24 protein-coding genes and 1 tRNA gene are annotated in these 21761 nt (G+C 56.4%); 17 read left to right on the top strand and 8 right to left on the bottom strand.

Annotation, left to right across the window (positions count from 1 at the left end):
* The first annotated feature begins 27 nt into the window (after positions 1-27).
* From nrfB to ccmI, 15 genes are all read left to right on the top strand, one after another.
* Positions 28-597, top strand: coding sequence for a cytochrome c nitrite reductase pentaheme subunit (nrfB, locus tag LCF41_RS12885; RefSeq protein WP_225084955.1), 570 nt, complete (start codon positions 28-30; stop codon positions 595-597).
* Positions 594-1265 (top strand): cytochrome c nitrite reductase Fe-S protein, encoded by a 672-nt coding sequence (gene nrfC / locus LCF41_RS12880; RefSeq protein ID WP_225084954.1) that lies wholly within the window; start codon positions 594-596, stop codon positions 1263-1265. The genes nrfB and nrfC overlap by 4 nt, the downstream gene beginning before the upstream one ends.
* The gene (gene nrfD, locus LCF41_RS12875) at positions 1262-2224 is read left to right on the top strand and encodes a cytochrome c nitrite reductase subunit NrfD (protein ID WP_225084953.1); all 963 of its coding nucleotides are present in this window, start codon (positions 1262-1264) and stop codon (positions 2222-2224) included. Before nrfC ends, nrfD begins: the two co-directional genes overlap by 4 nt.
* 21 nt (positions 2225-2245) lie before the next feature.
* Positions 2246-4120, top strand: coding sequence for a heme lyase CcmF/NrfE family subunit (locus LCF41_RS12870; RefSeq protein ID WP_225084952.1), 1875 nt, complete (start codon positions 2246-2248; stop codon positions 4118-4120).
* Positions 4113-4514, top strand: coding sequence for a heme lyase NrfEFG subunit NrfF (nrfF, locus tag LCF41_RS12865; RefSeq protein ID WP_225084951.1), 402 nt, complete (start codon positions 4113-4115; stop codon positions 4512-4514). The genes LCF41_RS12870 and nrfF overlap by 8 nt, the downstream gene beginning before the upstream one ends.
* Positions 4511-5356 carry a heme lyase NrfEFG subunit NrfG gene (nrfG, locus tag LCF41_RS12860; protein WP_225084950.1) on the top strand — a complete coding sequence of 282 codons (846 nt, stop codon included), beginning with the start codon at positions 4511-4513 and terminating at the stop codon, positions 5354-5356. The genes nrfF and nrfG overlap by 4 nt, the downstream gene beginning before the upstream one ends.
* A 191-nt stretch (positions 5357-5547) precedes the next feature.
* Positions 5548-6180: a cytochrome c biogenesis heme-transporting ATPase CcmA gene (gene ccmA / locus LCF41_RS12855; protein WP_225084949.1), complete on the top strand. Its 633-nt coding sequence runs from the start codon at positions 5548-5550 to the stop codon at positions 6178-6180.
* Positions 6168-6824: a heme exporter protein CcmB gene (gene ccmB / locus LCF41_RS12850; RefSeq protein ID WP_005970933.1), complete on the top strand. Its 657-nt coding sequence runs from the start codon at positions 6168-6170 to the stop codon at positions 6822-6824. The genes ccmA and ccmB overlap by 13 nt, the downstream gene beginning before the upstream one ends.
* Before the next feature lie 66 nt (positions 6825-6890).
* Entirely contained in the window at positions 6891-7631 is a 741-nt protein-coding gene (locus LCF41_RS12845) for a heme ABC transporter permease (protein ID WP_225084948.1), read from the top strand.
* A complete protein-coding gene (ccmD, locus tag LCF41_RS12840; RefSeq protein WP_225084947.1) occupies positions 7628-7849 on the top strand; it encodes a heme exporter protein CcmD in 222 nt (73 codons plus the stop codon). The genes LCF41_RS12845 and ccmD overlap by 4 nt, the downstream gene beginning before the upstream one ends.
* Positions 7846-8328, top strand: a complete 483-nt coding sequence (ccmE, locus tag LCF41_RS12835; RefSeq protein WP_225084946.1) for a cytochrome c maturation protein CcmE — start codon at positions 7846-7848, stop codon at positions 8326-8328. The genes ccmD and ccmE overlap by 4 nt, the downstream gene beginning before the upstream one ends.
* Positions 8325-10280: a heme lyase CcmF/NrfE family subunit gene (locus LCF41_RS12830; protein WP_225084945.1), complete on the top strand. Its 1956-nt coding sequence runs from the start codon at positions 8325-8327 to the stop codon at positions 10278-10280. Before ccmE ends, LCF41_RS12830 begins: the two co-directional genes overlap by 4 nt.
* On the top strand, positions 10277-10834 hold the full coding sequence (locus LCF41_RS12825) for a DsbE family thiol:disulfide interchange protein (RefSeq protein ID WP_180742715.1): 558 nt from the start codon (positions 10277-10279) through the stop codon (positions 10832-10834). Before LCF41_RS12830 ends, LCF41_RS12825 begins: the two co-directional genes overlap by 4 nt.
* On the top strand, positions 10831-11289 hold the full coding sequence (locus LCF41_RS12820; protein ID WP_225084944.1) for a cytochrome c-type biogenesis protein: 459 nt from the start codon (positions 10831-10833) through the stop codon (positions 11287-11289). Before LCF41_RS12825 ends, LCF41_RS12820 begins: the two co-directional genes overlap by 4 nt.
* Positions 11286-12155 carry a c-type cytochrome biogenesis protein CcmI gene (gene ccmI / locus LCF41_RS12815; protein ID WP_225084943.1) on the top strand — a complete coding sequence of 290 codons (870 nt, stop codon included), beginning with the start codon at positions 11286-11288 and terminating at the stop codon, positions 12153-12155. The genes LCF41_RS12820 and ccmI overlap by 4 nt, the downstream gene beginning before the upstream one ends.
* Positions 12156-12815: 660 nt before the next feature.
* Here the strand turns inward: ccmI and napC are convergent.
* Genes napC through napF form a run of 7 tightly spaced genes read right to left on the bottom strand, consistent with a single transcriptional unit; the run spans position 12816 to position 18775 of the window.
* Positions 12816-13418, bottom strand: a complete 603-nt coding sequence (gene napC, locus LCF41_RS12810) for a cytochrome c-type protein NapC (protein WP_431191538.1) — start codon at positions 13416-13418, stop codon at positions 12816-12818.
* 8 nt (positions 13419-13426) lie between these two features.
* Entirely contained in the window at positions 13427-13828 is a 402-nt protein-coding gene (gene napB / locus LCF41_RS12805; protein ID WP_411561433.1) for a nitrate reductase cytochrome c-type subunit, read from the bottom strand.
* A gap of 47 nt (positions 13829-13875) precedes the next feature.
* Positions 13876-14739, bottom strand: a complete 864-nt coding sequence (napH, locus tag LCF41_RS12800) for a quinol dehydrogenase ferredoxin subunit NapH (RefSeq protein WP_225084940.1) — start codon at positions 14737-14739, stop codon at positions 13876-13878.
* Positions 14726-15418 carry a ferredoxin-type protein NapG gene (napG, locus tag LCF41_RS12795; RefSeq protein ID WP_225084939.1) on the bottom strand — a complete coding sequence of 231 codons (693 nt, stop codon included), beginning with the start codon at positions 15416-15418 and terminating at the stop codon, positions 14726-14728. Before napG ends, napH begins: the two co-directional genes overlap by 14 nt.
* A 5-nt stretch (positions 15419-15423) precedes the next feature.
* Positions 15424-17910, bottom strand: a complete 2487-nt coding sequence (napA, locus tag LCF41_RS12790; RefSeq protein ID WP_225084938.1) for a nitrate reductase catalytic subunit NapA — start codon at positions 17908-17910, stop codon at positions 15424-15426.
* On the bottom strand, positions 17907-18242 hold the full coding sequence (gene napD, locus LCF41_RS12785; RefSeq protein ID WP_225084937.1) for a chaperone NapD: 336 nt from the start codon (positions 18240-18242) through the stop codon (positions 17907-17909). Before napD ends, napA begins: the two co-directional genes overlap by 4 nt.
* Positions 18239-18775 (bottom strand): ferredoxin-type protein NapF, encoded by a 537-nt coding sequence (gene napF, locus LCF41_RS12780; RefSeq protein ID WP_225084936.1) that lies wholly within the window; start codon positions 18773-18775, stop codon positions 18239-18241. The genes napD and napF overlap by 4 nt, the downstream gene beginning before the upstream one ends.
* Positions 18776-19033: 258 nt before the next feature.
* Here napF and narQ point away from each other — a divergent pair, with 258 nt between their 5' ends.
* Positions 19034-20752 (top strand): nitrate/nitrite two-component system sensor histidine kinase NarQ, encoded by a 1719-nt coding sequence (gene narQ / locus LCF41_RS12775; RefSeq protein ID WP_225088172.1) that lies wholly within the window; start codon positions 19034-19036, stop codon positions 20750-20752.
* A gap of 47 nt (positions 20753-20799) precedes the next feature.
* Positions 20800-21432 carry a nitrate/nitrite response regulator protein NarP gene (gene narP / locus LCF41_RS12770; RefSeq protein ID WP_225084935.1) on the top strand — a complete coding sequence of 211 codons (633 nt, stop codon included), beginning with the start codon at positions 20800-20802 and terminating at the stop codon, positions 21430-21432.
* A 234-nt stretch (positions 21433-21666) separates the two neighbouring features.
* Here the strand turns inward: narP and LCF41_RS12765 are convergent.
* Positions 21667-21743: transfer RNA gene (locus LCF41_RS12765), tRNA-Val, on the bottom strand.
* Between the last annotated feature and the right edge of the window lie 18 nt (positions 21744-21761).

Below are 21761 nucleotides of genomic sequence, written 5' to 3'. Positions count from 1 at the left end.
CGCGGGCGAACATAGAGTGGAGTGGATATGAGCGTATTACGTTCGTTATTGACTGCCGGGGTGCTGGTATCAGGCATGCTTTGGGCATTGCCAGGGCTGACGCAGCCCGCACCTCAGGCGGAAAAAGGAGAGCGGTGGGAGGTTATGCCCCAGCGTAATCCCGATGAGGCTTGTCTACAGTGCCATAAACCGGAAGAGGATGGCATGAAGGGTAAACATGCCACCGCCATCAATCCGCATAATCAACAGCAGTTGACCTGTACTAACTGCCACGGCAAACCGTCGCTGCTGCACCGCGAAGGCGTTAAAGATGTCATGCGCTTTAACGTCCCAATGTACAAGGTGGAAGAGCAAAACAGCGTTTGTATGTCATGCCATACGCCGGAACAGTTGCAAAAATCGTTTTGGCCGCACGATGTGCACGTAACAAAAGTGGCGTGTGCCAGCTGCCACCAGTTGCACCCTACGCAGGATAGTATGCAAACGCTGAACGACAAGAGTCGCATCAAACTGTGCGTGGACTGTCATAGCGAGCAGCGCAATAACCCCGATTTCAACCCAGCCTCAGTGCATCTGGGTAATAAGAGGCAGCCATGAGTTGCTCTCGTCGTCAATTTATTGCCCGTATGGGGGGGTTAATTGCCCTCACCAGTACGGCGGGGCAAGTCGTCGCACAGACGCTGAATATCAACGGTATCCGCTACGGCATGATCCACGATGAATCGCGCTGTATCGGCTGTACGGCGTGTATGGATGCCTGTCGGGAGGTCAATCAGGTGCCGGAAGGGGTATCACGCCTGACGATCGTTCGCAGCGAACCGATCGGGACCTTCCCAGACGTGAAATACCGTTTTTTCCGTCATTCCTGTCAGCACTGCGATCATGCACCCTGTGTTGACGTGTGTCCTACCGGAGCGTCGTATTGCGATGCGGCAAACGGCATTGTAGATGTGAATCCCGATCTGTGCGTCGGGTGCCAATACTGTATTGCTGCTTGCCCTTATCAGGTGCGCTTTATTCATCCGCGGACGAAAACGGCGGATAAGTGCGATTTTTGCCGCAAGACCAACCTGAAAGCCGGAAAACTGCCCGCCTGCGTGCTGTCTTGCCCGACTAACGCGCTGACGTTCGGCAACCTTGACGATCCCGACAGCGAGATTTCCCGCCTGCTGCGTCAACAGCCGACGTATCGCTACAAAATCGCGCTCGGCACTCGTCCTAAGGTTTATCGCGTACCGTTTAAATACGGGGAGGTTCATCAATGACGCCCGTGTCTTCAAGCGCATTCCATTTTGCTTCGTTAGTTTGGGACTGGCCGATTGCGATTTATCTGTTTTTGGTGGGTATTTCTGCGGGGCTGGTGACGCTGTCGGCGCTACTGCGGCGTTACCACCCCGAACAGGCAAACGCAGACAGTACGCTAATGCGCACAACGCTGATTCTCGCGCCGTGCACCATCATTTTGGGCTTGCTGATCCTGATCTTCCACCTGACGCGTCCCTGGACGTTCTGGAAGCTCATGTTCCATTACAGCTTTACCTCGGTGATGTCGGTTGGCGTCATGCTGTTTCAGGTCTACATGGCGGCGTTGGCAGTGTGGCTAGCCAACATTTTCAGCAAGCAGGTTATCGTGCTGCAACAGCGCTGGCTACCGAAGCTGACTCTCGTTCCCCGAGTGCTTGGCTGGCTGGCACCGATGCAGAAATCGCTGGATATTGTGATGCTGCTGCTGGCGGTGATGTTAGGGGCTTACACCGGATTTTTACTTTCCGCGCTGAAGACCTATCCGCTGCTGAATAATCCGATCTTACCCGCGCTGTTCCTGTTCTCAGGGGTGTCCTCTGGTGCTGCGGTGGCGTTGATCGCCATGGCCTGCCGTTATCGCCGCAATCCGCATAGCGAAGAAGCGCATTTTGTACACCGCGTTGAAACGCCAGTCGTGTGGTTAGAGATCTTCTTACTGTTCGCGTTCTTTATCGGCCTCGCCTTAGGGGACGATGGAAAGCAGCGCGCGCTGGTGGCCGCGCTGGCCGGGGGATTCTGGGCCGCGTGGTTCTGGCTGGGCGTGGTCGGGATTGGGTTAGTCATTCCCTTGCTGCTCAAGTCATGGGCTAGCCGACAGCATTCACCGTATGGCGTGCTGGCGGTTTGTGGTCTGAGTCTGGTGGGCGTTTTGCTCCTGCGCTTCTTTATCCTCTATGCGGGGCAGTTAACCGTTGTCTAATTCCCAGCAAGAGGCCTGTTGATGTTGCTATTGCCAGAATGTGGATATGTGGCGCTGTTGCTGGCGGTGTGCGCCGGTGTAGCGACGGCGTTGCTGACATTTTCAGGCTACTCCCTGCGCTGGTCGGGCACGTACCGACTGGCGCGGTGCTGGACGTTGGTGCTGTTTGGCCTGGTACTGTTTGCGTTTGTCGCGCTGACGCTGAGCGTGGTGCAGGATGATTTCTCCGTTAACTACGTCGCCCAGCATAGCCATCGTGATTTACCGCTGGGGCTAAAAATGGCGGCGGTCTGGGGCGGACATGAAGGATCGCTGCTGCTGTGGCTGTTATGTTTAACTGGTTGGAGCGCCGCGTTCGCTTGCCGCTATCGTAAGGCGACAAACGATCTGTTCCCACTGACGTTGGCGGTGCTGGCGGTAATAGCGACCGCGCTGCTGGTGTTCATTGTCTTTTTCTCCGATCCCTTTGCGCGTCTCTTCCCGCCTGCGGTAGCGGGGAGGGATCTCAACCCCATGCTGCAACACATTGGCCTCATCCTCCATCCGCCGTTGCTCTATCTGGGTTATGGCGGGTTAACCGTAAGTGCGGCACTGGCGTTAGCGGCGCTGATTCACGGTGCGTTTACGGCACCGGTCGCCTGGATTTGCTGGCGCTGGACGCTGCCCGCCTGGAGCCTGTTAACGCTGGGCATTATCCTCGGATCGTGGTGGGCCTATAACGAACTGGGCTGGGGAGGATGGTGGTTCTGGGATCCGGTAGAGAACGCCTCGCTACTCCCGTGGCTCACGGCCAGCGCATTACTACACAGTCTGTCTGTCACCCGCATGCGCGGCATCTTCCGCCATTGGTCGCTGATATTGGCGCTGCTGACGTTCATTTTATGCCTGCTGGGCACGCTGATTGTGCGTTCGGGGATACTGGTTTCCGTTCATGCCTTTGCTCTCGAACATGACCGTGCGGTGCCGCTATTTATCCTGTTTACCTGCTTGAGTATGGCGGCGCTGGCGGTTTATGGCTGGCGTGCTCAGCTTGTCCGCTCTGCTGCCCGCTTCTCCGGCTGGTCGCGGGAAATCGTGCTACTGCTGGTGCTGCTGTTATTCAGCGCCGTCGCCCTAGTGGTGCTGCTTGGCACGCTTTACCCGATGATTTACGGGCTGGTGGGGTGGGGAAAGATCTCCGTGGGCGCGCCCTATTTTAACCGTGTGCTCTTGCCCTTCGGCGGGGTGATGCTGTTGCTCATTGGGATAGCGGCAGGTGGCTATTGGAAACGCAGCGCGCGGTGGCCTGCCTGGCGCTTATTCATGACGCTGGCGGTCGGCGTCGTCACCGTGCTGGTCTTATGGCCGCATGGGTATGCCGTCGCACTGGCTGCGGGTTTGATCGGCTGGGTCATGGCCGCGCAGTGGTTGCAGCCGCTGTCGGCGATACGTCAGCAGCTTCCTGCATTGTTGGCGCATACGGGCGTGGCGCTGTTTGCTCTGGGGATTACATTTTCTGCGGGCAGCAAGCAGGAAATCAGCGTCAACGTGGGGCAGGGAGAACAGGTCACGCTGGGCGACTACCAATTTCGCTTTTTACAGCTGGATTTAGTGGCCGCGCAGAATTACACCGCAGAGCAGGCCATGATTGCGATTTATCGTGGCAACTCGCCAATCGCCCGCGTTATGCCGGAGCGCCGTTATTACAACGCACGCAAACAGCAGATGATTGAACCGGGCATTGCCTGGGGGCCGATCCGGGAATGGTATGCCGTGATGGGAGAGAAAACCGGCGAAAACCGCTATGCGATGCGTTTCTATGTGCAAACTGGCGTCCGCTGGGTGTGGGGCGGCGGCATGTTGATGGTGGCGGGCGCACTGCTGGGGTGGTTCAGAGGGCGAAGAGCGTATGACTAAACACATTGTGTTTCTTCTTATGCTGCTGGCGTTTTCTGTGCAGGCTCAGGTGGTGGATACCTGGGTGTTTGCCAGTCAGGCACAGCGTCAGGACGCGATGGCGATTGCTGGCGAATTGCGCTGTCCGCAATGTCAGAACCAGAGCCTGTTGGAATCGAATTCGCCCGTCGCGGTCAGCATGCGCCATGAGGTCTTTTCCATGGTGGCGCAGGGCAAGGACAAGTCAGACATTATCGCCTTTATGAATCAACGCTATGGCGATTTTGTTCAGTACAACCCTCCGATGAAAATGCAAACCAGCATCCTCTGGCTCACGCCGCTGCTGTTGCTGTTAGCGATTGCCGTTATCGCGTGGCGAGTGATTCGACAACAGAATCGGGGAGGACGCCAATGAGCCTGTTAAATCTAAACCTGTTAACTATCGTGTTCATCGTTACCGCGAGTGTCGCGCTGGTTGCTGGGCTATTGTGGCCGCTGTTGCCCCAGCGTAAACCGGAGGGGGAAGACAAGCTATCGTGTGTAGCCGAGCGCCTCTGGCAGTTTCAGAGCGAGCAGGCAGGGAACCACCTCTCCGAACATGAGGCAAAGCGGTTGAGTCGTGAGCTGATTCATGACTTGCCGTTAGCGCCATCTCCGCCCGCCGTGCCGCGTCCGATGCCCATCCTCGCTGTTGTCGTCGCGATCGTCGCTATTTTAGTGAGCAGTGGAGCCCTTTACGCGTTGAGCCAGCGCGGGGCGCTTGTTCAGGCGGAACGCCAGCGGCTGGCCGATCCGCTACACGATTTTAGTGCCGCGCAGCAGCAGGAAAAGCAGCTTGCTGCCTTGCAGGGCAACATTCGTAAAACGCCGGGCGACAGCGTCCTCTGGGCTGAACTGGGTGAATATTATCTTTACCGCAACGCGTATGACAACGCGCTGCGCGCCTATCGGCAGGCGATTGCGCTGAGGGACGATAGCGCGGAGCTGTATTCAGCACTGGCGACAGTGCTGTATTACCAGGCGGGTCAGAGCGTCACGCCATCGATGCAGGAAATGGTCGATAAAGCGCTGGCGCTGGATGCCAATGAAGTGACGGCGCTGATGCTGCTGGCGTCTGATGCGTTCCTGAAAGCGGACTATGCGCGCGCGATTACGCTTTGGCAGCGCCTGCTGGATACCTACAGCCCGCGGCTCAATCGTGCTCAGTTGATCGAGGCGATCAACACGGCAACGCTGCTGAAGAACAGTCAGAAATAGTAGGTGATTCCTCCTCTGTTCAGCGGTGCCTGCACGACTTTTGACGCCGTCATAATGGCGAGGCTAACCGGAATCACCGATTTTATTGATCTCAATAAAAGAGATTAACTCTTTAGGGTTACGGCCCCCAAGAGGGGGAGTAAGGGCAGCATGTTATTCTATAGCCACTGAGAAAGTAGGAGTACACCCCGATGTTAGAAGCGCGCGACGTGGTTTGCATACGCGATGAGCATGTGCTGTTCAGCGCGTTGTCGTTTACGGCAAGCCCCGGAGAAATGGTGCAGATTGCCGGCGCTAACGGCGTGGGTAAAACGTCGCTGTTGCGTATTTTAAGCGGCCTGGCGACGCCAGAATCGGGGGAAATCTGCTGGCGGGGGCAACGTATTGATCGTATGCGCGAGCAGTTTAACCAGCAGCTTCTGTGGTTAGGCCATCAGCCGGGTATCAAGAGCGTCCTGACCGCTGAAGAAAACCTGCGCTTTTTCTATCCGCAACACCATCAGGATGCACATTGGCAGGCGCTGGCTGCTGTCGGGCTGGCAGGGTATGAAGACGTGCCCGTGGCGCGTCTTTCGGCAGGGCAACAGCGGCGCGTCGCACTGGCGCGCTTGTGGCTTACCGACGTCCCGCTGTGGATTCTGGATGAACCGCTTACCGCGCTTGATGTGGCGGGCGTCGAAATGCTGACACAACGTATGGAACACCATATTGCGCGCGGTGGCATCATCATTTTAACCACCCACCAGCCGCTGCGTCCGTTCGCTCAGGCTATTCGCTGTATCCCGCTTACGCCGAGTGAGGGAGCATCATCATGCGGCGTCTGATTGCCCGAGAGCTGCGCGTCGCGTTGCGCAATAACGCGGAAATCCTCAATCCGCTGTGGTTCTTCCTGATCGTCATCATTTTGTTCCCTCTGGCCATCGGGCCGGAGCCGCAGCTCTTAATGCGTGTCGCGCCGGGCGTGGTGTGGGTCGCGGCATTGCTCGCGTCTCTGCTGGCAATGGATCGGCTTTTCCGCGACGACTATCAGGACGGTTCGCTGGAACAACTGACGCTGCTGCCGTTGCCGCTGCCGTTAGTGGTGCTGGCGAAAGTCGTGGTGCACTGGATGGTCAGCGGGCTGCCGCTGTTACTGCTTTCTCCGCTGGCGGCGCTGTTGTTTGGGCTGGACAGCCACGGCTGGTGGGTGATGGCGTTAACGCTGTTGCTCTGCACGCCCACGCTCAGTTTTCTGGGTGCTATTGGCGCGGGATTAACGGTCGGGCTGCGCCGCAGCGGCGTGTTGTTAAGCCTGCTGGTCTTGCCGCTCACCATACCGCTGTTGATTTTTGCGACGGCGGCGGTCGAGGCCGCGATGATGCAACTGCCGGTCGGTGGGTATCTGGCGATCCTTGGTGCCTTTCTGGCAGGCAGCGCCACCCTGAGTCCGTTTGCCACGGCGGCGGCATTGCGGGTGAGCATACAATAATTTTCCGATCTCAGGATCGCATTCATCGTCCCGTTGGGATGAGTTTTAGCAGAGTGAGCACACGTTATGTTGAAAAAGCACTATCAGCTTACGCAGCCGGATCGCCTTTATGGCCTGTGCGGCAGGCTTATCCCTTGGTTTGCCCTGCTTAGCGCCGCGCTGCTGATCGGCGGTTGTCTGCTGGGATTTGGGTTTGCGCCGGCGGATTATCAGCAAGGGCAAGGGTATCGCATCATGTACCTGCACGTGCCAGCAGCCGTGTGGTCGATGGGCGTCTATGCCGTGATGGCGATGTTTGCGCTTGTCGGGATGGTTCGGCAGTCCAAAACAGCAGAGCTTGCCGTGGCGGCGATGGCACCGGTCGGCGCGATATTTACCTTTATTGCGCTGACCACGGGGTCTACCTGGGGCAAACCGATGTGGGGAACCTGGTGGGTCTGGGATGCACGCCTGACGTCGGAACTCGTTCTGCTGTTTCTGTACGTGGGCATCATTGCGCTCTACAACGCGTTTGACGATCGCCGTCTTGCCGGTCGTGCGGCGGCGATTCTGGTGCTGGTTGGCGTGGTGAACTTACCCATCATCCATTTCTCGGTCGAGTGGTGGAATACCCTGCATCAGGGATCGACAAAAATGCAGAAAACGATCGATCCCGCCATGCGTCTTCCACTGCGAATCATGATGTTAGGATTCATGAGCCTTTTCGTGACGTTGTCACTCATGCGTTTGCGTAACCTGATACTGGAGCAGCAGCGCCGCGCGCCCTGGGTTGCGGCGTTGGTCAATAAAGGAGGAGTCGCACGATGAACATCGCGTTCACAAGCTGGCAGGATTTCTTTGCGATGGGTGGCTATGCCTTTTACGTCTGGCTGGCCGTGGTGCTAACGCTGTTACCGCTGAGTGCATTGATCGGGCATACCCTCTGGCATCGCCGCACATTGCTGAATGATATACGCCGCCAGCAGGCGCGCGAGCAGCGCAAGAGTACGGCCCGTCAGTCGGAAACGATGGAGGTGGTGCAATGAGTGCCCCGCGTAAAACCCGCCTCTATGCCATTTTGGCCGTCATTTGTGGCGCGGTGTTGACGATTGCGTTGACGCTCTATGCGCTGAGTTCAAATATTGACCTCTTTTATACGCCCAGCGAAATTCTTTACGGCAAGAACGAAACGCAGGAAAAACCGGCGATCGGGCAGCGCTTGCGCGTCGGCGGCATGGTGATGCCAGGCAGTGTGCACCGCGACAGCCAAAGTCTGGAAGTCCGCTTCACCGTTTATGATGCGCAGGGTTCAGTGGATGTGACTTATAACGGGATGCTGCCAGATCTGTTCCGCGAGGGGCAAGGGGTGGTGGCGCAGGGCATTCTGGACACCGACGATCATATTATGGCGAAAGAAGTGCTGGCCCGACATGATGAAAACTACACGCCACCGGAAATTAAAGCGGCGATGGAAGGACAGCACGGTCATGCGCCGGCGGCGACCACTGAGGGTAAACGGTTATGATGCCTGAAGTGGGCAATTATCTGCTCTGTCTGGCGCTGGGTGTCGCGCTGTTGCTTAGCGTGTATCCGCTGTGGGGCGCATCGCGTCAGGATACCCGCCTGATGGCCTTGGCGCGTCCGCTTGCCTGGGCGCTGTTTGCCTGTATTTTGGCGTCTTTCCTCGTGTTGGTGCATGCGCTGGTGATTAATGATTTCACCGTCCTCTACGTGGCTAACAACTCGAACCGCGCGTTACCGGTATGGTATCGCGTGGCGGCAGCGTGGGGGGCACATGAAGGGTCGCTGCTGCTCTGGGTGCTGCTGATGAGCGGCTGGACCTTCGCCGTGGCGGTATTCAGCCGGGGAATGTCGTTGGATGCGGTCGCGCGCGTGCTGGCTGTCATGGGAATGATAAATGTCGGCTTCTTGCTGTTCATCATACTGACGTCGAATCCCTTTACGCGTACGCTGCCGGACTACCCTATTGACGGGCGCGATCTCAACCCGCTGTTGCAGGATGTCGGGTTAATCTTCCACCCTCCCTTGCTCTACATGGGCTATGTCGGGTTTTCCGTGGCGTTTGCGTTTGCCGTCGCTTCGCTGCTGGCTGAGCGACTGGACAGCGCATGGGCACGCTGGTCGCGACCGTGGACGCAGGCCGCCTGGTCGTTCCTGACGTTGGGTATCGTACTCGGTTCGGGCTGGGCCTATTACGAGCTCGGCTGGGGCGGCTGGTGGTTCTGGGATCCGGTAGAGAATGCGTCATTGATGCCGTGGCTGGTGGGCACAGCGCTGTTGCACTCGCTGTCAGTCACCGAAAAGCGCGGCAGCTTCAAGGCCTGGACGGTACTGCTGGCTATCGGCGCGTTCTCGCTCTGCCTGCTGGGGACGTTTCTGGTACGTTCCGGCGTATTGGTATCGGTGCACGCGTTTGCCTCCGATCCGGCGCGCGGCATGTTTATTCTCGCGTTTCTGGTCATTGTCATCGGCGGTTCTTTGCTGCTGTTTGCCATCAAAGGCAACCGGGTACGGGCGCGGGTAACGAACTCGCTCTGGTCGCGTGAGACTTTCCTGCTCGGCAATAACCTGATCCTGATTGCGGCCACGCTTGTGGTACTGCTGGGAACGCTGCTGCCGCTGGTGCATAAGCAGTTGGGTTTAGGCAGCATCTCGATTGGTGCACCGTTCTTCAACACCATGTTTACCCTGTTAATGGCACCGTTTGCCTTACTGCTGGGCGTAGGGCCGCTGGTTCGTTGGCGGCGCGATGAGCCGCAGAAGCTGCGTAAGCTGCTGCTGATTGCACTGGCCGTGACCGCCGCGCTGTCGCTGCTGCTGCCGTGGCTGTTACAGGATTCCCTTGTTGCCATGACGGTGGTTGGTCTGTCGATGGCGCTGTGGGTGTTCTTTTTAACGGTGTTCGAGCTGCATACCAGTTCCACCCGTCGTCATGGTCTGCTGCGCGGTTTGACCACGCTCTCACTGAGCCAGTGGGGCATGGTGTGTGGTCATATTGGGCTGGCGGTGACGGTCGTCGGGATCGCCTTTAGCCAGAATTATAGCGTTGAGCGGGATGTGCGGATGCGGGTGGGCGACAGTATTCAGATCCACGATTACCGTTTTACGTTTCAAGGCGTGCGTGATGTCGTGGGGCCGAACTGGCAAAGCGCTAAAGGAACGATTGAGGTGACGCACAACGGCAAACCGGAAGCGACACTGAAGGCGGAAAAACGCTTTTACAACACCAGCGGCGCGATCATGACGGAAGCCGCCATTGATGCGGGTGTGACGCGCGATCTTTACGCCGCCTTGAGTGAAAAGCTGGATGACGGGAGCTGGGCGATACGGCTGTATTACAAACCCTTTGTCCGCTGGATTTGGTACGGCGGCGCGCTGATGGCGTTAGGCGGCATCCTGTGTATGTTCGATCCGCGCTATCGCCTGCGCCGCGCTGTTAGGGAGGCATCATCATGAGCCGCAAAATCTTGTTAATCCCGCTCGTCCTGTTTTTACTGCTGGCGGTGGCCTTGCTGTGGCAACTGGTGCGCAACAGCGACGGTGACGATCCGATGAGGCTGGAGTCGGCTCTGATTGGTAAACCGATTCCCGCATTTCGTCTTGAATCGCTGGATCAACCGGGAAAGGTCTATAACCAATCTGAACTGAGCGATGGCAAACCGCTGCTGCTGAACGTCTGGGCGACCTGGTGCCCGACGTGCCGTGCCGAGCATCAATTTCTCAACACGCTGGCGGCGCAGGGGATTCGCGTCGTAGGCATGAATTATAAAGATGAACGCCCCAAAGCGGTGGAGTGGTTGAAGACGCTAGGCAACCCCTATGCAATGAGCCTGTTTGATGGTGATGGCATGCTGGGGCTGGATTTGGGCGTGTACGGCGCACCGGAAACCTTCCTGATCGACGGGAAAGGCATCATTCGCTATCGCCACGCAGGCGATCTCAACATGCAGGTGTGGCAAGAAACGCTGCAACCGCTGTGGGAGAAATACAGCAAGGAGGGGGGCGCATGAAAGTGCTGAGTTTCCTTGGTGCATTGCTGCTGTCGTTCAGCGTACTGGCGTCCTCCGAGGTACTGCGTTTTGACAACGACACGCAGGAGCAACAGTTTCGTGAATTAACCATGCAACTGCGCTGCCCGAAATGCCAAAACAACAGCATTGCCGATTCCAATTCGATGATTGCCTCGGATATGCGGCAGAAAGTGTATGAGCTGATGCAACAGGGGCAAACGAAAGAGCAGGTTGTCGATTATATGGTGGATCGCTACGGTTACTTTGTGACGTATGAACCGCCGATCACGCCTTTCACTATCCTGCTATGGCTGCTGCCTGCGCTGTTTCTGGCTGCGGGGGCGTGGATGATTATTCGGCGTGCACACCGCATCCGAAGCGCCAAAGAACCCATGAGCGAACAGGATAAAAAGCGCTTGCAGACGCTGTTGGGACGTGAGGAGAAATCGGAATGATGCTACTGACTGCAACCATTGTGCTCTCGCTGATGGCGCTTTCTGCGCTACTGCTTGCACCGTGGTCGTCACGGGGCGAATACGATCGCGATGCGATCAATCAGGCGCTGTATCGCGACCGTCTGCGTGAGCTGACTGCGGATGTGGCCAATGAGCAGGAGCGCGCTCAACTGGTTGAAGAACTCCAGCATACGCTATTGCAGGATATTCCCGACGGCGCGAAGGCACAGCAGCGTCCGCTAAACCGCTGGATTTTGCTGCCGGGCATGCTGTTGCTGGTTATGGTCAGCCTCGGCGTATTTTGGAAAACCTCGGCGGTTAATCGCGTACAGGAATTGCAGCAGATTGTTGCGTTAACGCCGGATCTGATGAAGCGAGCATTAGATCCGGACGCTGAACCGCTGACTCTTGAAGAGGTCGCACGTCTCGGTTTGGGGCTGCGTAGTCAACTGGAAGCCCAGCCAGACAATCCACAAGACTGGTGGATGTTGGGGTGCATTGCGGGATTACTGAACAACTACGACATGTCCGTGCAGGCGTTTGCCAGGGCGTTCCAGCTCGATCCGAAAAATACGGATCTGGCACTGGATTATGCCGATCTGCTGTCGCGCTCCACCGATCCGCGTGATAGCCAGCGCGGTGGTGACATGTTGCGTGAGTTGATGAATTCCGGTTCGACCAATGTCCGCGTGCTGAGCCTGCTGGCTTTCAATGCTTATGAAGCCCAGCGCTATCAGGATGCGATTAACGCCTGGGAAGCGATGTTGAAGCTATTACCGCAAAACGACACGCGCCGTGCGGTTATCGAACGCAGCGTCGGGCAGGCGAAAGCGTCACTGTCGGTTCAGGCAACCACCGGCAAGTAAGTTATCTTCATCTAAATAGTAAAAGGGCGATATCTATCGCCCTTTTGTTGTTTCTGTTGTTACAGTGCTTGCTGTTTCTATTGTTACGACGAAGGTTTCGTGCGCATTAAGAAGGGGCATTCTCTGCAACTCGCGTTGCACGCGCCCGACACGGGGCGGCTCAGTTGCCGTCGCCCCGTGACCCCTGGCTTTTCGCGGTAAATCGCGCCGCTTCGCGGTGCCTTCGGTGTTCATGCCCACTGTTCGGACCGCCTGCGACGCGCTCCCGACGCGGCGCAGGCTTTCGCGGCGTCCATGCCGCTCATCCGGCGGTCATGTACACCTCTGCGCGATTTTTTTACGCGAGCCAACCCCATAAAATCAAAAGACTGAACGTAGCACATCTTTATTTGTGAAGGGATTACTCCGCCTGCACGGAGGATTGCTGTGGACGGCCTTCATGTTGAAGGGGGTGCCGTCCTTATACCGTTCTATTTGCAGAATGAAAACGGGAGTAACGGAATAGAAGAGTAAAGCGTTTGCGCCATGGATGGCGCAAGCCGAGCGTACATGGATGTATTCACAGCGTCTTTACGATCTATCCGTTACTCCCGCTCGACGGCCTTTGTCAGAAACGATAGGACGGCATACGCCGTCCCGAGTGTGACGAAGGGGGGTGGGTTATAACCCGCTTTTGACGCCGTGCATGTCCGGTAGTTTGTGGGCGATGCCTTTGTGGCAATCGATACAGGTTTGACCGAGTTTTATCGCTTCGCTGTGTTTCTCCGCTGCGACCGTTTTTTGCCCTGAAAAGTCCATATAGTCAACGTTGTGGCAGTTGCGGCATTCCTGAGAATTGTTATTTTTCATGCGCCGCCATTCGTTTTGCGCCATCGTCAGCCGATGTGCTTCAAATTTTTGTGGCGTATCGATGGTGCCCATTATTTTACCGTACAGCTCTTTACTGGCCTGAATTTTACGTACCATTTTGGGCACAAACTCATGCGGAACGTGGCAGTCTGGGCAGGTGGCACGCACGCCGCTGCGGTTGCTGTAGTGCGCGGTTTCCATATATTCCTGATAGACGGTATTGCGCATTTCATGACAGCTGATGCAGAACGCCTCGCTGTTACTCATCTCCATGCCTTTCTGGGACGTTGCCAGAAAGAAAATACCGCCCGCGAAGCCGATAATGAGCAACGTGCCCAGCGCCAGCCGGCTCGGGCGGCGCCACCATTGCCACAGCTGGCGCAACAACCGTCCTGCTTTTCCTGGTTGTTTCATAGAAAACCTCACTGTCCAAAGCCTTTAGAAGGTGCGAAGGTGTTGCCGGTAATTGGCGCACTGTCCGCTTGCGGCACGTGGCATTGCAGACAGAAATGGCGTGCAGGGGCGACATTGCTCAGCACTTTGCCGTCTCTGTCGACAAAATGGGTTGGGCTGACGCGAGGGGCGCTGGTGGAACGATAATTCTCCACGCCGTGACACTGTAGGCAGCGGTTAAAGGTCGGGGTGACCTGATAGCCATCCACGCTATGCGGGATCATCGGTGGCTGGTTGACATAGTTGAGCGCCATACGTTCCTGCTGCTTTGGCATCCGGCTATTGCCCGGCTGCGTTGCGGCAACTTCCGGCGATTGGCTTAAATCAACCTGTGCAGTCGCTATCGCACTACCTATTATTGTAATGCCCATTATCGCCAGGGCGGTGATCCAGCGAAACCATCCCATTCTCAGGCTTTTCATGACTTTGCTCCCGATTTCCATCTAAGGGTTATTTTAAAAACGTCTTCAGCGCAGACATCAATACAGCGTCCGCATGTTATGCAGTCTCGGTCAGTGACCTGTACCGGACTGTGTTTATCGAGCAAGGGCGCGCGCAGCACCTGTGGTTCTGGACAGACATGGAAGCAGTCCATACAGCGCGTACAGCGTTCACGCTCGGTGGCTTCTACCGCCAGCGCGCCTTTACCGCCGAGCACACCGTACAGCGCGCCAGTCGGGCACAGGTGTCCGCACCAGCCGTGTTCCACGACCAGCAAATCAAACAGAAACAGCGCCAGCAGCAGCCAAATACCTGCGCCAAAGCCGAAAATCAGCCCGCGTCCCACCAATGAGACCGGGTTGACCCATTCCCACAGCAGCCCGCCCGTCAACGCACTTCCTGCCAGAATAAGCACCAGCAGCAGGTAGCGCAGATTACGGGGGAGCGTCGCCGAGGCGGTGATGCCAAAGCGACGACGTAGCCAGGCGGCGAAATCGGTGAGCGGATTAACAGGGCAGACCCAGCTACAGAACAGGCGCTTGCCTGCCAGCGCATAGCTCAGCGCAATAATCAGCGCACCGACCAGCGCGAGTGTGGCGGGCAGATGACCGCTAGCCAGACTTTGCAGCACCATCAGCGGATCGCTAAGTGGCACGGTGTCGAACAAGCGGCTGGCGCTGTAGTTACCGTGCAGGATCCAGAACCCTAACAGCGGACCGCTGAGGAACATGAGCAGTACCAGAGACTGCGTCAGACGACGCAATGCCAGCCAGCGGTGGCTGCGCCACCAGCCTTTTTTCGCCAGGGCTTCTCGTCCGGCGTCTTGCTTACGATTTGCCATCGCGTGCCTCCAGCCAACTGAAACGGTAGTGGTGTCCGAGTTCGCCTTTTGCCAGCGCGCGCGGCAACACCTTGATCGCAGGCTGTTCCAGCACGCAGGCTTTTTCACATTTGCCGCAGCCAGTACAGACATCGCTATGCACCGTAGGCAGAAAACGGGCGTGTTTTCCGGTTCGGGCATTGCGCTCTGGCTCCAGAGTGATGGCGCTATCGATGAGAGGACAGACGCGATAGCACACATCGCAGCGTAACCCCTGATAGTTCAGGCAGTTCTCCTGATCGAGCAGCACCGCTAATCCCATGCGGGCATCATCGACGGCGTCCAGCGGCTGTAAGGCACCGCTGGGGCAGGCGACCACGCAGGGAATGTCCTCACACATCTCACACGGAATATCGCGTGCGACAAAGTAAGGGCTACCGGCAGCGGGACCGGAGGCCAGCGTCGCCAGCTTCAGCGTGTCATACGGGCAGGCCTGAACACATTGGCCACAGTGTATGCAGGCACCGGAAAACGCCGCTTCAGGCAGTGCACCCGGTGGCCGCAGTCGGAGTCCGTCTGCCTGAGCGCGCTGCTGCTGAATGCCAAGCACCGTCACCGCGGCGGATAAACCCGCAACGGCGCGGACGGCGTCACGCAGAAAGCGACGGCGAGCAGGTGAAGTATTCTCCGGGCGTGCCATGCGCGTTACACCTTAGCCAGCTTGACGGCACACTTCTTAAAGTCCGTTTCTTTCGACAGCGGATCGGTCGCATCCAGCGTCAGGACGTTAGTCATCTGTGCGGCATCGAAGAACGGCATATAGACCAGCCCACGCGGCGGCTTATTACGGCCACGTGTCTCAACAATCGAGACGACTTCACCACGGCGCGAGATAATGCGGACTTTCTCGCCGCGACGTAGATCGCGCGCTTTGGCATCCTGCGGGTGCATAAACAGCACGGCCTCGGGGAAGGCGCGATGCAGTTCCGGTACGCGGCGCGTCATGCTGCCGGTGTGCCAGTGTTCCAGCACGCGGCCGGTGGAGAGCCAGAGATCGTATTCGTCGTCCGGCGCTTCTGCGGCAGGCTCGTACGGCAGCGCGAACATCACCGCTTTGCCATCCGGTTTACCGTAAAAACGGTAGGCTTCTCCTGCTTTCACGTAAGGATCGTGCCCTTCGCTATAGCGCCACTGGGTTTCTTTACCATCCACGACTGGCCAGCGTAGCCCACGAGCCTTGTGGTAGTCATCGAACGGCGCCAAATCGTGACCGTGTCCACGGCCAAACGCGGCGTATTCTTCAAACAGGCCTTTTTGCAGGTAAAAACCGAATTCGCGAGATTCATCGTTCAACTGATTGTCTGCTAATTCGCTGAGTGGGAAGCGTGTAGTGACATCGTTGGCAAACAGCACGTCGTAGAGCGTTTTGCCGCGATAGGCCGGCTTCTGCGCCAGAAGTGCTTCCGGCCAGACTTCTTCTACGGCGAAGCGTTTGGCAAAGCTCACCACCTGCCACAGATCGGATTTTGATTCGCCTGGCGCTTTAACCTGCTGACGCCAGAACTGCGTCCGACGCTCGGCGTTGCCGTAAGCGCCTTCTTTTTCCACCCACATTGCCGTCGGTAAAATCAGATCGGCAGCCAGCGCACTGACGGTCGGGTAGGGGTCAGAAACCACGATGAAATTGCGCGGATCGCGCCAGCCCGGCATCCGTTCCTGATTGATGTTCGGGCCGGCCTGCATGTTGTTATTACACATCACCCAGTAGGCATTCAGTGTGCCGTCCTTCAGCGCCCGATCTTGTGCGACGGCGTGCAGACCGATCTTTTCAGGAATCGTGCCTGTCGGGAGTTGCCACAGTTTTTCCGCTGTCGCACGGTGTTTCTCGTTGGTGACGACCATATCCGCAGGCAGACGGTGGGCGAAGGTGCCGACTTCACGCGCGGTGCCGCAGGCGGAAGGTTGACCGGTTAATGAGAACGGCCCGCAGCCCGGCTGAGAGATCTTGCCCGTCAGCAGGTGGATGTTATAAATCAGATTGTTCGCCCAGACGCCGCGCGTGTGTTGGTTAAAGCCCATCGTCCAGTAGGAGATCACTTTTTTCTTCGGATCGGCATAGAGTTTTGCCAGCGCTTCTAACTGATCGGCGGGAACGCCGCTGAGCGCGACCGTTTTTTCCAGCGTATAGTCGGCGACAAAGGTTTTGTATTCTTCAAAACTCATCGGTTCAGACGCATCGGAACCCGGATTTTTCGCCGCTTTCTCCAGCGGGTGCGTTGGGCGTAGCCCGTAGCCGATATCGGTCATGCCTCGGCGCAGGTTCACGTGGCGGGTAAAGAAGGCCTCGTTCACCGCATTGTTTTGAATAATGTAGTTAGCGATGTAGTTGAGAATGGCCAAATCGGTTTGCGGTGTAAACACCATACCGTTATCCGCCAGCTCAAAACTGCGGTGCTGATAGGTGGACAGCACGGCGACGGTCACATTGCTGTTCGACAGGCGGCGGTCGGTAATGCGCGACCAGAGAATCGGGTGCATCTCCGCCATGTTGGAACCCCACAGCACAAACGCATCGGTTTGTTCGATATCGTCGTAGCAGCCCATCGGTTCATCCATACCGAAGGTACGCATGAAGCCGACTACTGCCGAGGCCATACAGTGGCGCGCGTTGGGGTCAATATTGTTGGAGCGGAAGCCAGCTTTGAACAGTTTGGCGGCCGCATAGCCTTCCCAAATCGTTGATTGCCCAGAGCCAAACATGCCTATCGCGTTCGGGCCTTTTTCCTTCAGGGCGGTTTTGAATTTCTCCGCCATGATGTCAAACGCTTTATCCCAGGAGATCGGGGTAAATTCGCCTTCTTTATCAAATTTGCCGTCACGCATGCGCAGCAAAGGCTGGGTGAGGCGATCCTGCCCGTACATGATTTTTGGCAGAAAATAGCCTTTGATGCAGTTTAATCCACGGTTAACTGGCGCGTCGGGATCGCCCTGACTGGCGACGATACGGCCGTTTTGCGTCCCGACTAGCACACCGCACCCTACGCCACAGAAGCGGCAGGGCGCTTTATCCCAGTGGATAGCCTCTGACTGTTCGGTCACGGCACGCACCGCAGTCGGTATGGTGATGCCTGCGACTGCGGCCGCCGCTGCGACAGCGTTCGCCTTCATAAAGTGTCGTCGACTGAGTTTCATGGTATTTCCTCACCCTGAGCTTGTTGATCAAGAGGTTGTTTATCGAAAGCAAAAGATTGTTCATCGCAAAATTGTTCATCGAAAGACGGTTCATCAAGCTGGTGATAAACCAGCGAAACCGCCAGTACGCCTGTAAGCTCGCGTATTGACGCTATTTGTTTTAACAGCGTGTCTTCTGAATCTGATTCCAGCACCACGGCCATTTTTCCGGTATCGCTATCGCTGGCACTCACCTCGACATTGGGATAGGTCGCTAACGTCTCGCTGACGGCCGCCATCTGCGCCGTATTGACGTGAACCACTACACTGCAAACATGCCAGACTGTGCTCATCGGTTTTCCTGTTGCGTCGGGAGACGCGTTGGCGCGGTGTGATATCCCGCGGTGATTTTTTTCATCGATAGGGCGCCGACAGGACACCCGGAAATGCAGGCGCCACAGGTGGTACAGGCGTCGTTGTCGATTGCCGGAGCCGCAACGCGTCCGAGGGCGGGACGAAACCGTATTGCCCCGGTTTCACACGCATCCTGACAGCTGCGGCATTCCACCTGATGTAGCGCTAAGCAGGTGTCCTGAATCGTCAGGTGGTATTCCCACGGCGTCGTGTGGCTCTCCGCGAACAGCGCTTGTGGACAGGCACGCGCGCAGTCGTAGCAGAACGTGCATTCGCCGCGCTGAAAGTCGATGGTGGGAAAACCGCCCGAACCGCGCTGAATAATCGCTGAACCGCAGGCCTCAACGCAGGCGTTGCAGCGCGTGCACTGGCTTAGGAACTGGCTTTCTGCACCGCTCCAAGGTGGACGCAACGCGTTGTCTGCCCGCTGTAGGCCACCAGTCAGTAGGGAACGCCGGGAGAGGTTAGTCATGGCAGTTTTTCGCTCTGGCACGCAATGAAATATCCAATAAAAAACACGCTGTTTTTGTAGGGGTTACACTATTCCCCTTAGGTTGTATGCGATAATCACCCTTTAGAGGTAAATGGTGGTGCCGGATCAAGCTTATGTGGGATTCGTGCCTTATCGGCTTGCGGGAGCGTGTGGGGATCGTGATAGTGCACAGAGGGCTAACTCGAATTATTGAGGGTAGTAGAGTCGGTATGATGCCAAAGAGGATTATTCGTTGTGATGGTCAAACGTCCTGTTTCTACCAGTCTGGCTCGCGCGTTTTTCTATATCGCGCTGCTCTCATTCCTGACGACGGGTATTGCGCTACTGACGCTGGCTAGCGGTTTACGCGATGCGGAAGCGATCAACGTCGCGGGCTCCATGCGTATGCAAAGCTATCGTATGGGATATGATCTACAGGGCGATCGCGCGGAATTAGAACCGCATCGCCGTCTCTATGCGCAAACGCTGGATTCCCCGGTTTTTCACCTGCTGGATCGCTGGTATGTGCCGCGCGATGTACGCGATCGTTATGCTGCGCTGTTGCAGAGCTGGAAAACGATGGATGAGCGGCTGAGCGCGGGCGATCGGGCCTGGTATCAGGATAATATTGTTCGCTATGTCACCCAGATCGACCTCTTTGTGCTGGCGTTGCAGCATTATTCCGAGCGTAAGATGATGATTGTTGTTGCGACATCAATAATGGGTTCGATCGCTATCTATATACTGATCTTCTTTACGCTGCGTCGTATTCGTTGTCAGGTGGTGGTGCCGCTGAATAAATTGATGGCGGCCTGTACCTCCATCGAGAAAGGGCGGTTTACCCATTCACGGCTGGACGTTAATTTGCCAAACGAACTGGGCTTACTGGCGCAAACCTTCAGTAGCATGACGGACGAACTGCAAAAGCTTTATCGTTCTCTGGAAGATAAGGTACGGCAGAAAACGCTGCGCTTACAGGAAGCGAACCGCATGCTGAAGGTGCTGTATCACTGTTCTCAGGCGATGAACGTCAGCACAATTGACAGGCATTGCTTTCAGCAGATTCTGCAAATTGTTCGCCGCTATGAAACGGTCGGCTGTCTGGAAATGCGGGTTGGGGAAAACTGGCGGTTATGTGAAGGCCAGCCGGATGAGCTGTCTGTGTGGCAGGCCTTGCCCATCTGTTTGCAAGAGGTCGAATTCGGGCAGTTGCGTTGGCAGGCATCAACGCAGCAGCCGTCGGCGCAGCTGATGGAAAGTGTCGCCAACATGCTGGGGCGTGGCCTCTATTTTAATCAGGCGCAGAAGCACTACCAGCAACTGTTACTGATGGAAGAACGCGCCACCATTGCGCGTGAACTGCATGACTCATTGGCGCAGGTGCTTTCGTATCTGAATATCCAGATGACGTTGTTAAAGCGTGCGGTAGCGGAAGAGAATGCGCAGGCCCGGCAGATCATCACCGATTTTGAACAGGCGCTCAACGATGCTTATCGCCAACTGCGGGAACTGTTGAGCACGTTCCGACTGACGCTGCAACAGGCCGATTTACCTGCGGCGATGCAGGAAATGATTGAGCCGCTAGGCGCGCAGACCCCGGCGACTATCACGATTGACTGCCGGATCCCTACACAGGCGCTGGATGCTTCACAGCAGGTTCACTTGCTGCAAATCATCCGTGAGGCGGTGCTGAATGCCATTAAGCACGCGCAGGCGACGGCGATTACCGTCAACTGCCGTACGCAGCCTGATGGCCGTCATTATGTGGATATTCGTGATGACGGCTGCGGTATTATCAATCAGGAGGAGCCAGCGGGGCATTACGGTTTAAATATTATGCAGGAACGCGCCGAACGGTTGGGAGGAACGCTATCTATCGGCCTCCACCCTGAAGGGGGAACGCAGGTTAGCGTCTGTTTCTCGACGCCGACGGCAGCGCGTGAACGTGATAACACGAACAATTTCTATCCAGAATAATTCACAAATAAAACAATAATAAAATTCATATTACATTGGGGCTGGGCATGTCAGAAAAACCATCTTATCGTGTGTTGATCGTCGACGATCATCCGCTTATGCGTCGGGGAATCCGTCAGTTATTGGCAACCGATGCCATCTTTGACGTGATAGGGGAAGCCAGTAACGGCATGGAGGCACTGAGCCTCGCGAATCGGGATTCTCCCGATATCATCTTGCTCGATCTCAATATGAAAGGATTGAGCGGGTTGGATACGCTTCATGCGCTGCGGCGCGATGGGATCTGCGCCCGCGTGATTGTGCTGACGGTCTCCGATGCGCCCAGCGATATTTATGCGCTGATGGATGCGGGTGCCGATGGCTACTTGCTAAAAGACAGTGCGCCGGAACACTTACTGGATGCTATTCGCAGCAGTGATGCCTTCAGCGAACAGGTGCGTGACGTGCTGCGTCACCGTATCGCCATACAGGAGACGCCGTCGCCCTTTACCGTATTGACGGAACGGGAACTGGACGTACTGCAAGAAGTGGCTTCAGGGCTATCCAACAAACAAATTGCGAGTGTGCTGTATATCTCAGAAGAGACGGTAAAAGTACATATCCGCAACATGCTGCGCAAACTCAACGTGCGCTCCCGCGTCGCCGCCACGGTGCTTTATTTGGAAACACGCGGCCAGTAGGGCCGTGTTGTTGTTTAAATTGTTGTTGTTTGAATCGTTGCTGTTTGAATGATGAGATGCCGTTTTATTCGCCCATACTGTTTTTAGGGGGGTAAATTACCCGAGCCAATTAGCAGAAAGATCAATGTATTGGATTGAATTTGGTTTTTAGGAAATTAATACGATACGAGTAGGGGAGAATTTCAACTCACATTCCTTAACCTACGGGCGCAGATTAAATTGCAGAACATGAATTGGTACGACCGAGTGGACTCGAACCACCGACCCCCACCATGTCAAGGTGGTGCTCTAACCAACTGAGCTACGGTCGTACAGGAGATAACATCTTA

Origin of the sequence: Pectobacterium colocasium, from assembly GCF_020181655.1 — a bacterium.
GTDB classification, from domain to species: Bacteria; Pseudomonadota; Gammaproteobacteria; order Enterobacterales; family Enterobacteriaceae; genus Pectobacterium; species Pectobacterium colocasium.
The sequence above is the reverse complement of the archived record's forward strand: the minus strand, read 5'-3'. Positions and strand labels throughout refer to the sequence as shown.

Excerpts from the sequence above, each read along its gene's own strand:
- ccmA (WP_225084949.1), top strand. The coding sequence starts at position 5,548 with ATGTTAGAAGCGCGCGACGTGGTTTGCATACGCGATGAGCATGTGCTG.
- ccmE (WP_225084946.1), top strand. The coding sequence starts at position 7,846 with ATGAGTGCCCCGCGTAAAACCCGCCTCTATGCCATTTTGGCCGTCATT.
- nrfB (WP_225084955.1), top strand. The coding sequence starts at position 28 with ATGAGCGTATTACGTTCGTTATTGACTGCCGGGGTGCTGGTATCAGGC.
- ccmB (WP_005970933.1), top strand. The coding sequence starts at position 6,168 with ATGCGGCGTCTGATTGCCCGAGAGCTGCGCGTCGCGTTGCGCAATAAC.
- napH (WP_225084940.1), bottom strand. The coding sequence starts at position 14,739 with ATGGCAAATCGTAAGCAAGACGCCGGACGAGAAGCCCTGGCGAAAAAA.
- nrfD (WP_225084953.1), top strand. The coding sequence starts at position 1,262 with ATGACGCCCGTGTCTTCAAGCGCATTCCATTTTGCTTCGTTAGTTTGG.
- ccmD (WP_225084947.1), top strand. The coding sequence starts at position 7,628 with ATGAACATCGCGTTCACAAGCTGGCAGGATTTCTTTGCGATGGGTGGC.
- narQ (WP_225088172.1), top strand. The coding sequence starts at position 19,034 with ATGGTCAAACGTCCTGTTTCTACCAGTCTGGCTCGCGCGTTTTTCTAT.
- napG (WP_225084939.1), bottom strand. The coding sequence starts at position 15,418 with ATGGCACGCCCGGAGAATACTTCACCTGCTCGCCGTCGCTTTCTGCGT.
- napD (WP_225084937.1), bottom strand. The coding sequence starts at position 18,242 with ATGAGCACAGTCTGGCATGTTTGCAGTGTAGTGGTTCACGTCAATACG.
- ccmI (WP_225084943.1), top strand. The coding sequence starts at position 11,286 with ATGATGCTACTGACTGCAACCATTGTGCTCTCGCTGATGGCGCTTTCT.
- napF (WP_225084936.1), bottom strand. The coding sequence starts at position 18,775 with ATGACTAACCTCTCCCGGCGTTCCCTACTGACTGGTGGCCTACAGCGG.
- nrfC (WP_225084954.1), top strand. The coding sequence starts at position 594 with ATGAGTTGCTCTCGTCGTCAATTTATTGCCCGTATGGGGGGGTTAATT.
- LCF41_RS12820 (WP_225084944.1), top strand. The coding sequence starts at position 10,831 with ATGAAAGTGCTGAGTTTCCTTGGTGCATTGCTGCTGTCGTTCAGCGTA.
- LCF41_RS12825 (WP_180742715.1), top strand. The coding sequence starts at position 10,277 with ATGAGCCGCAAAATCTTGTTAATCCCGCTCGTCCTGTTTTTACTGCTG.
- LCF41_RS12845 (WP_225084948.1), top strand. The coding sequence starts at position 6,891 with ATGTTGAAAAAGCACTATCAGCTTACGCAGCCGGATCGCCTTTATGGC.
- narP (WP_225084935.1), top strand. The coding sequence starts at position 20,800 with ATGTCAGAAAAACCATCTTATCGTGTGTTGATCGTCGACGATCATCCG.
- napC (WP_431191538.1), bottom strand. The coding sequence starts at position 13,418 with ATGAAACAACCAGGAAAAGCAGGACGGTTGTTGCGCCAGCTGTGGCAA.
- LCF41_RS12830 (WP_225084945.1), top strand. The coding sequence starts at position 8,325 with ATGATGCCTGAAGTGGGCAATTATCTGCTCTGTCTGGCGCTGGGTGTC.
- napB (WP_411561433.1), bottom strand. The coding sequence starts at position 13,828 with ATGGGCATTACAATAATAGGTAGTGCGATAGCGACTGCACAGGTTGAT.
- LCF41_RS12870 (WP_225084952.1), top strand. The coding sequence starts at position 2,246 with ATGTTGCTATTGCCAGAATGTGGATATGTGGCGCTGTTGCTGGCGGTG.
- nrfG (WP_225084950.1), top strand. The coding sequence starts at position 4,511 with ATGAGCCTGTTAAATCTAAACCTGTTAACTATCGTGTTCATCGTTACC.
- napA (WP_225084938.1), bottom strand. The coding sequence starts at position 17,910 with ATGAAACTCAGTCGACGACACTTTATGAAGGCGAACGCTGTCGCAGCG.
- nrfF (WP_225084951.1), top strand. The coding sequence starts at position 4,113 with ATGACTAAACACATTGTGTTTCTTCTTATGCTGCTGGCGTTTTCTGTG.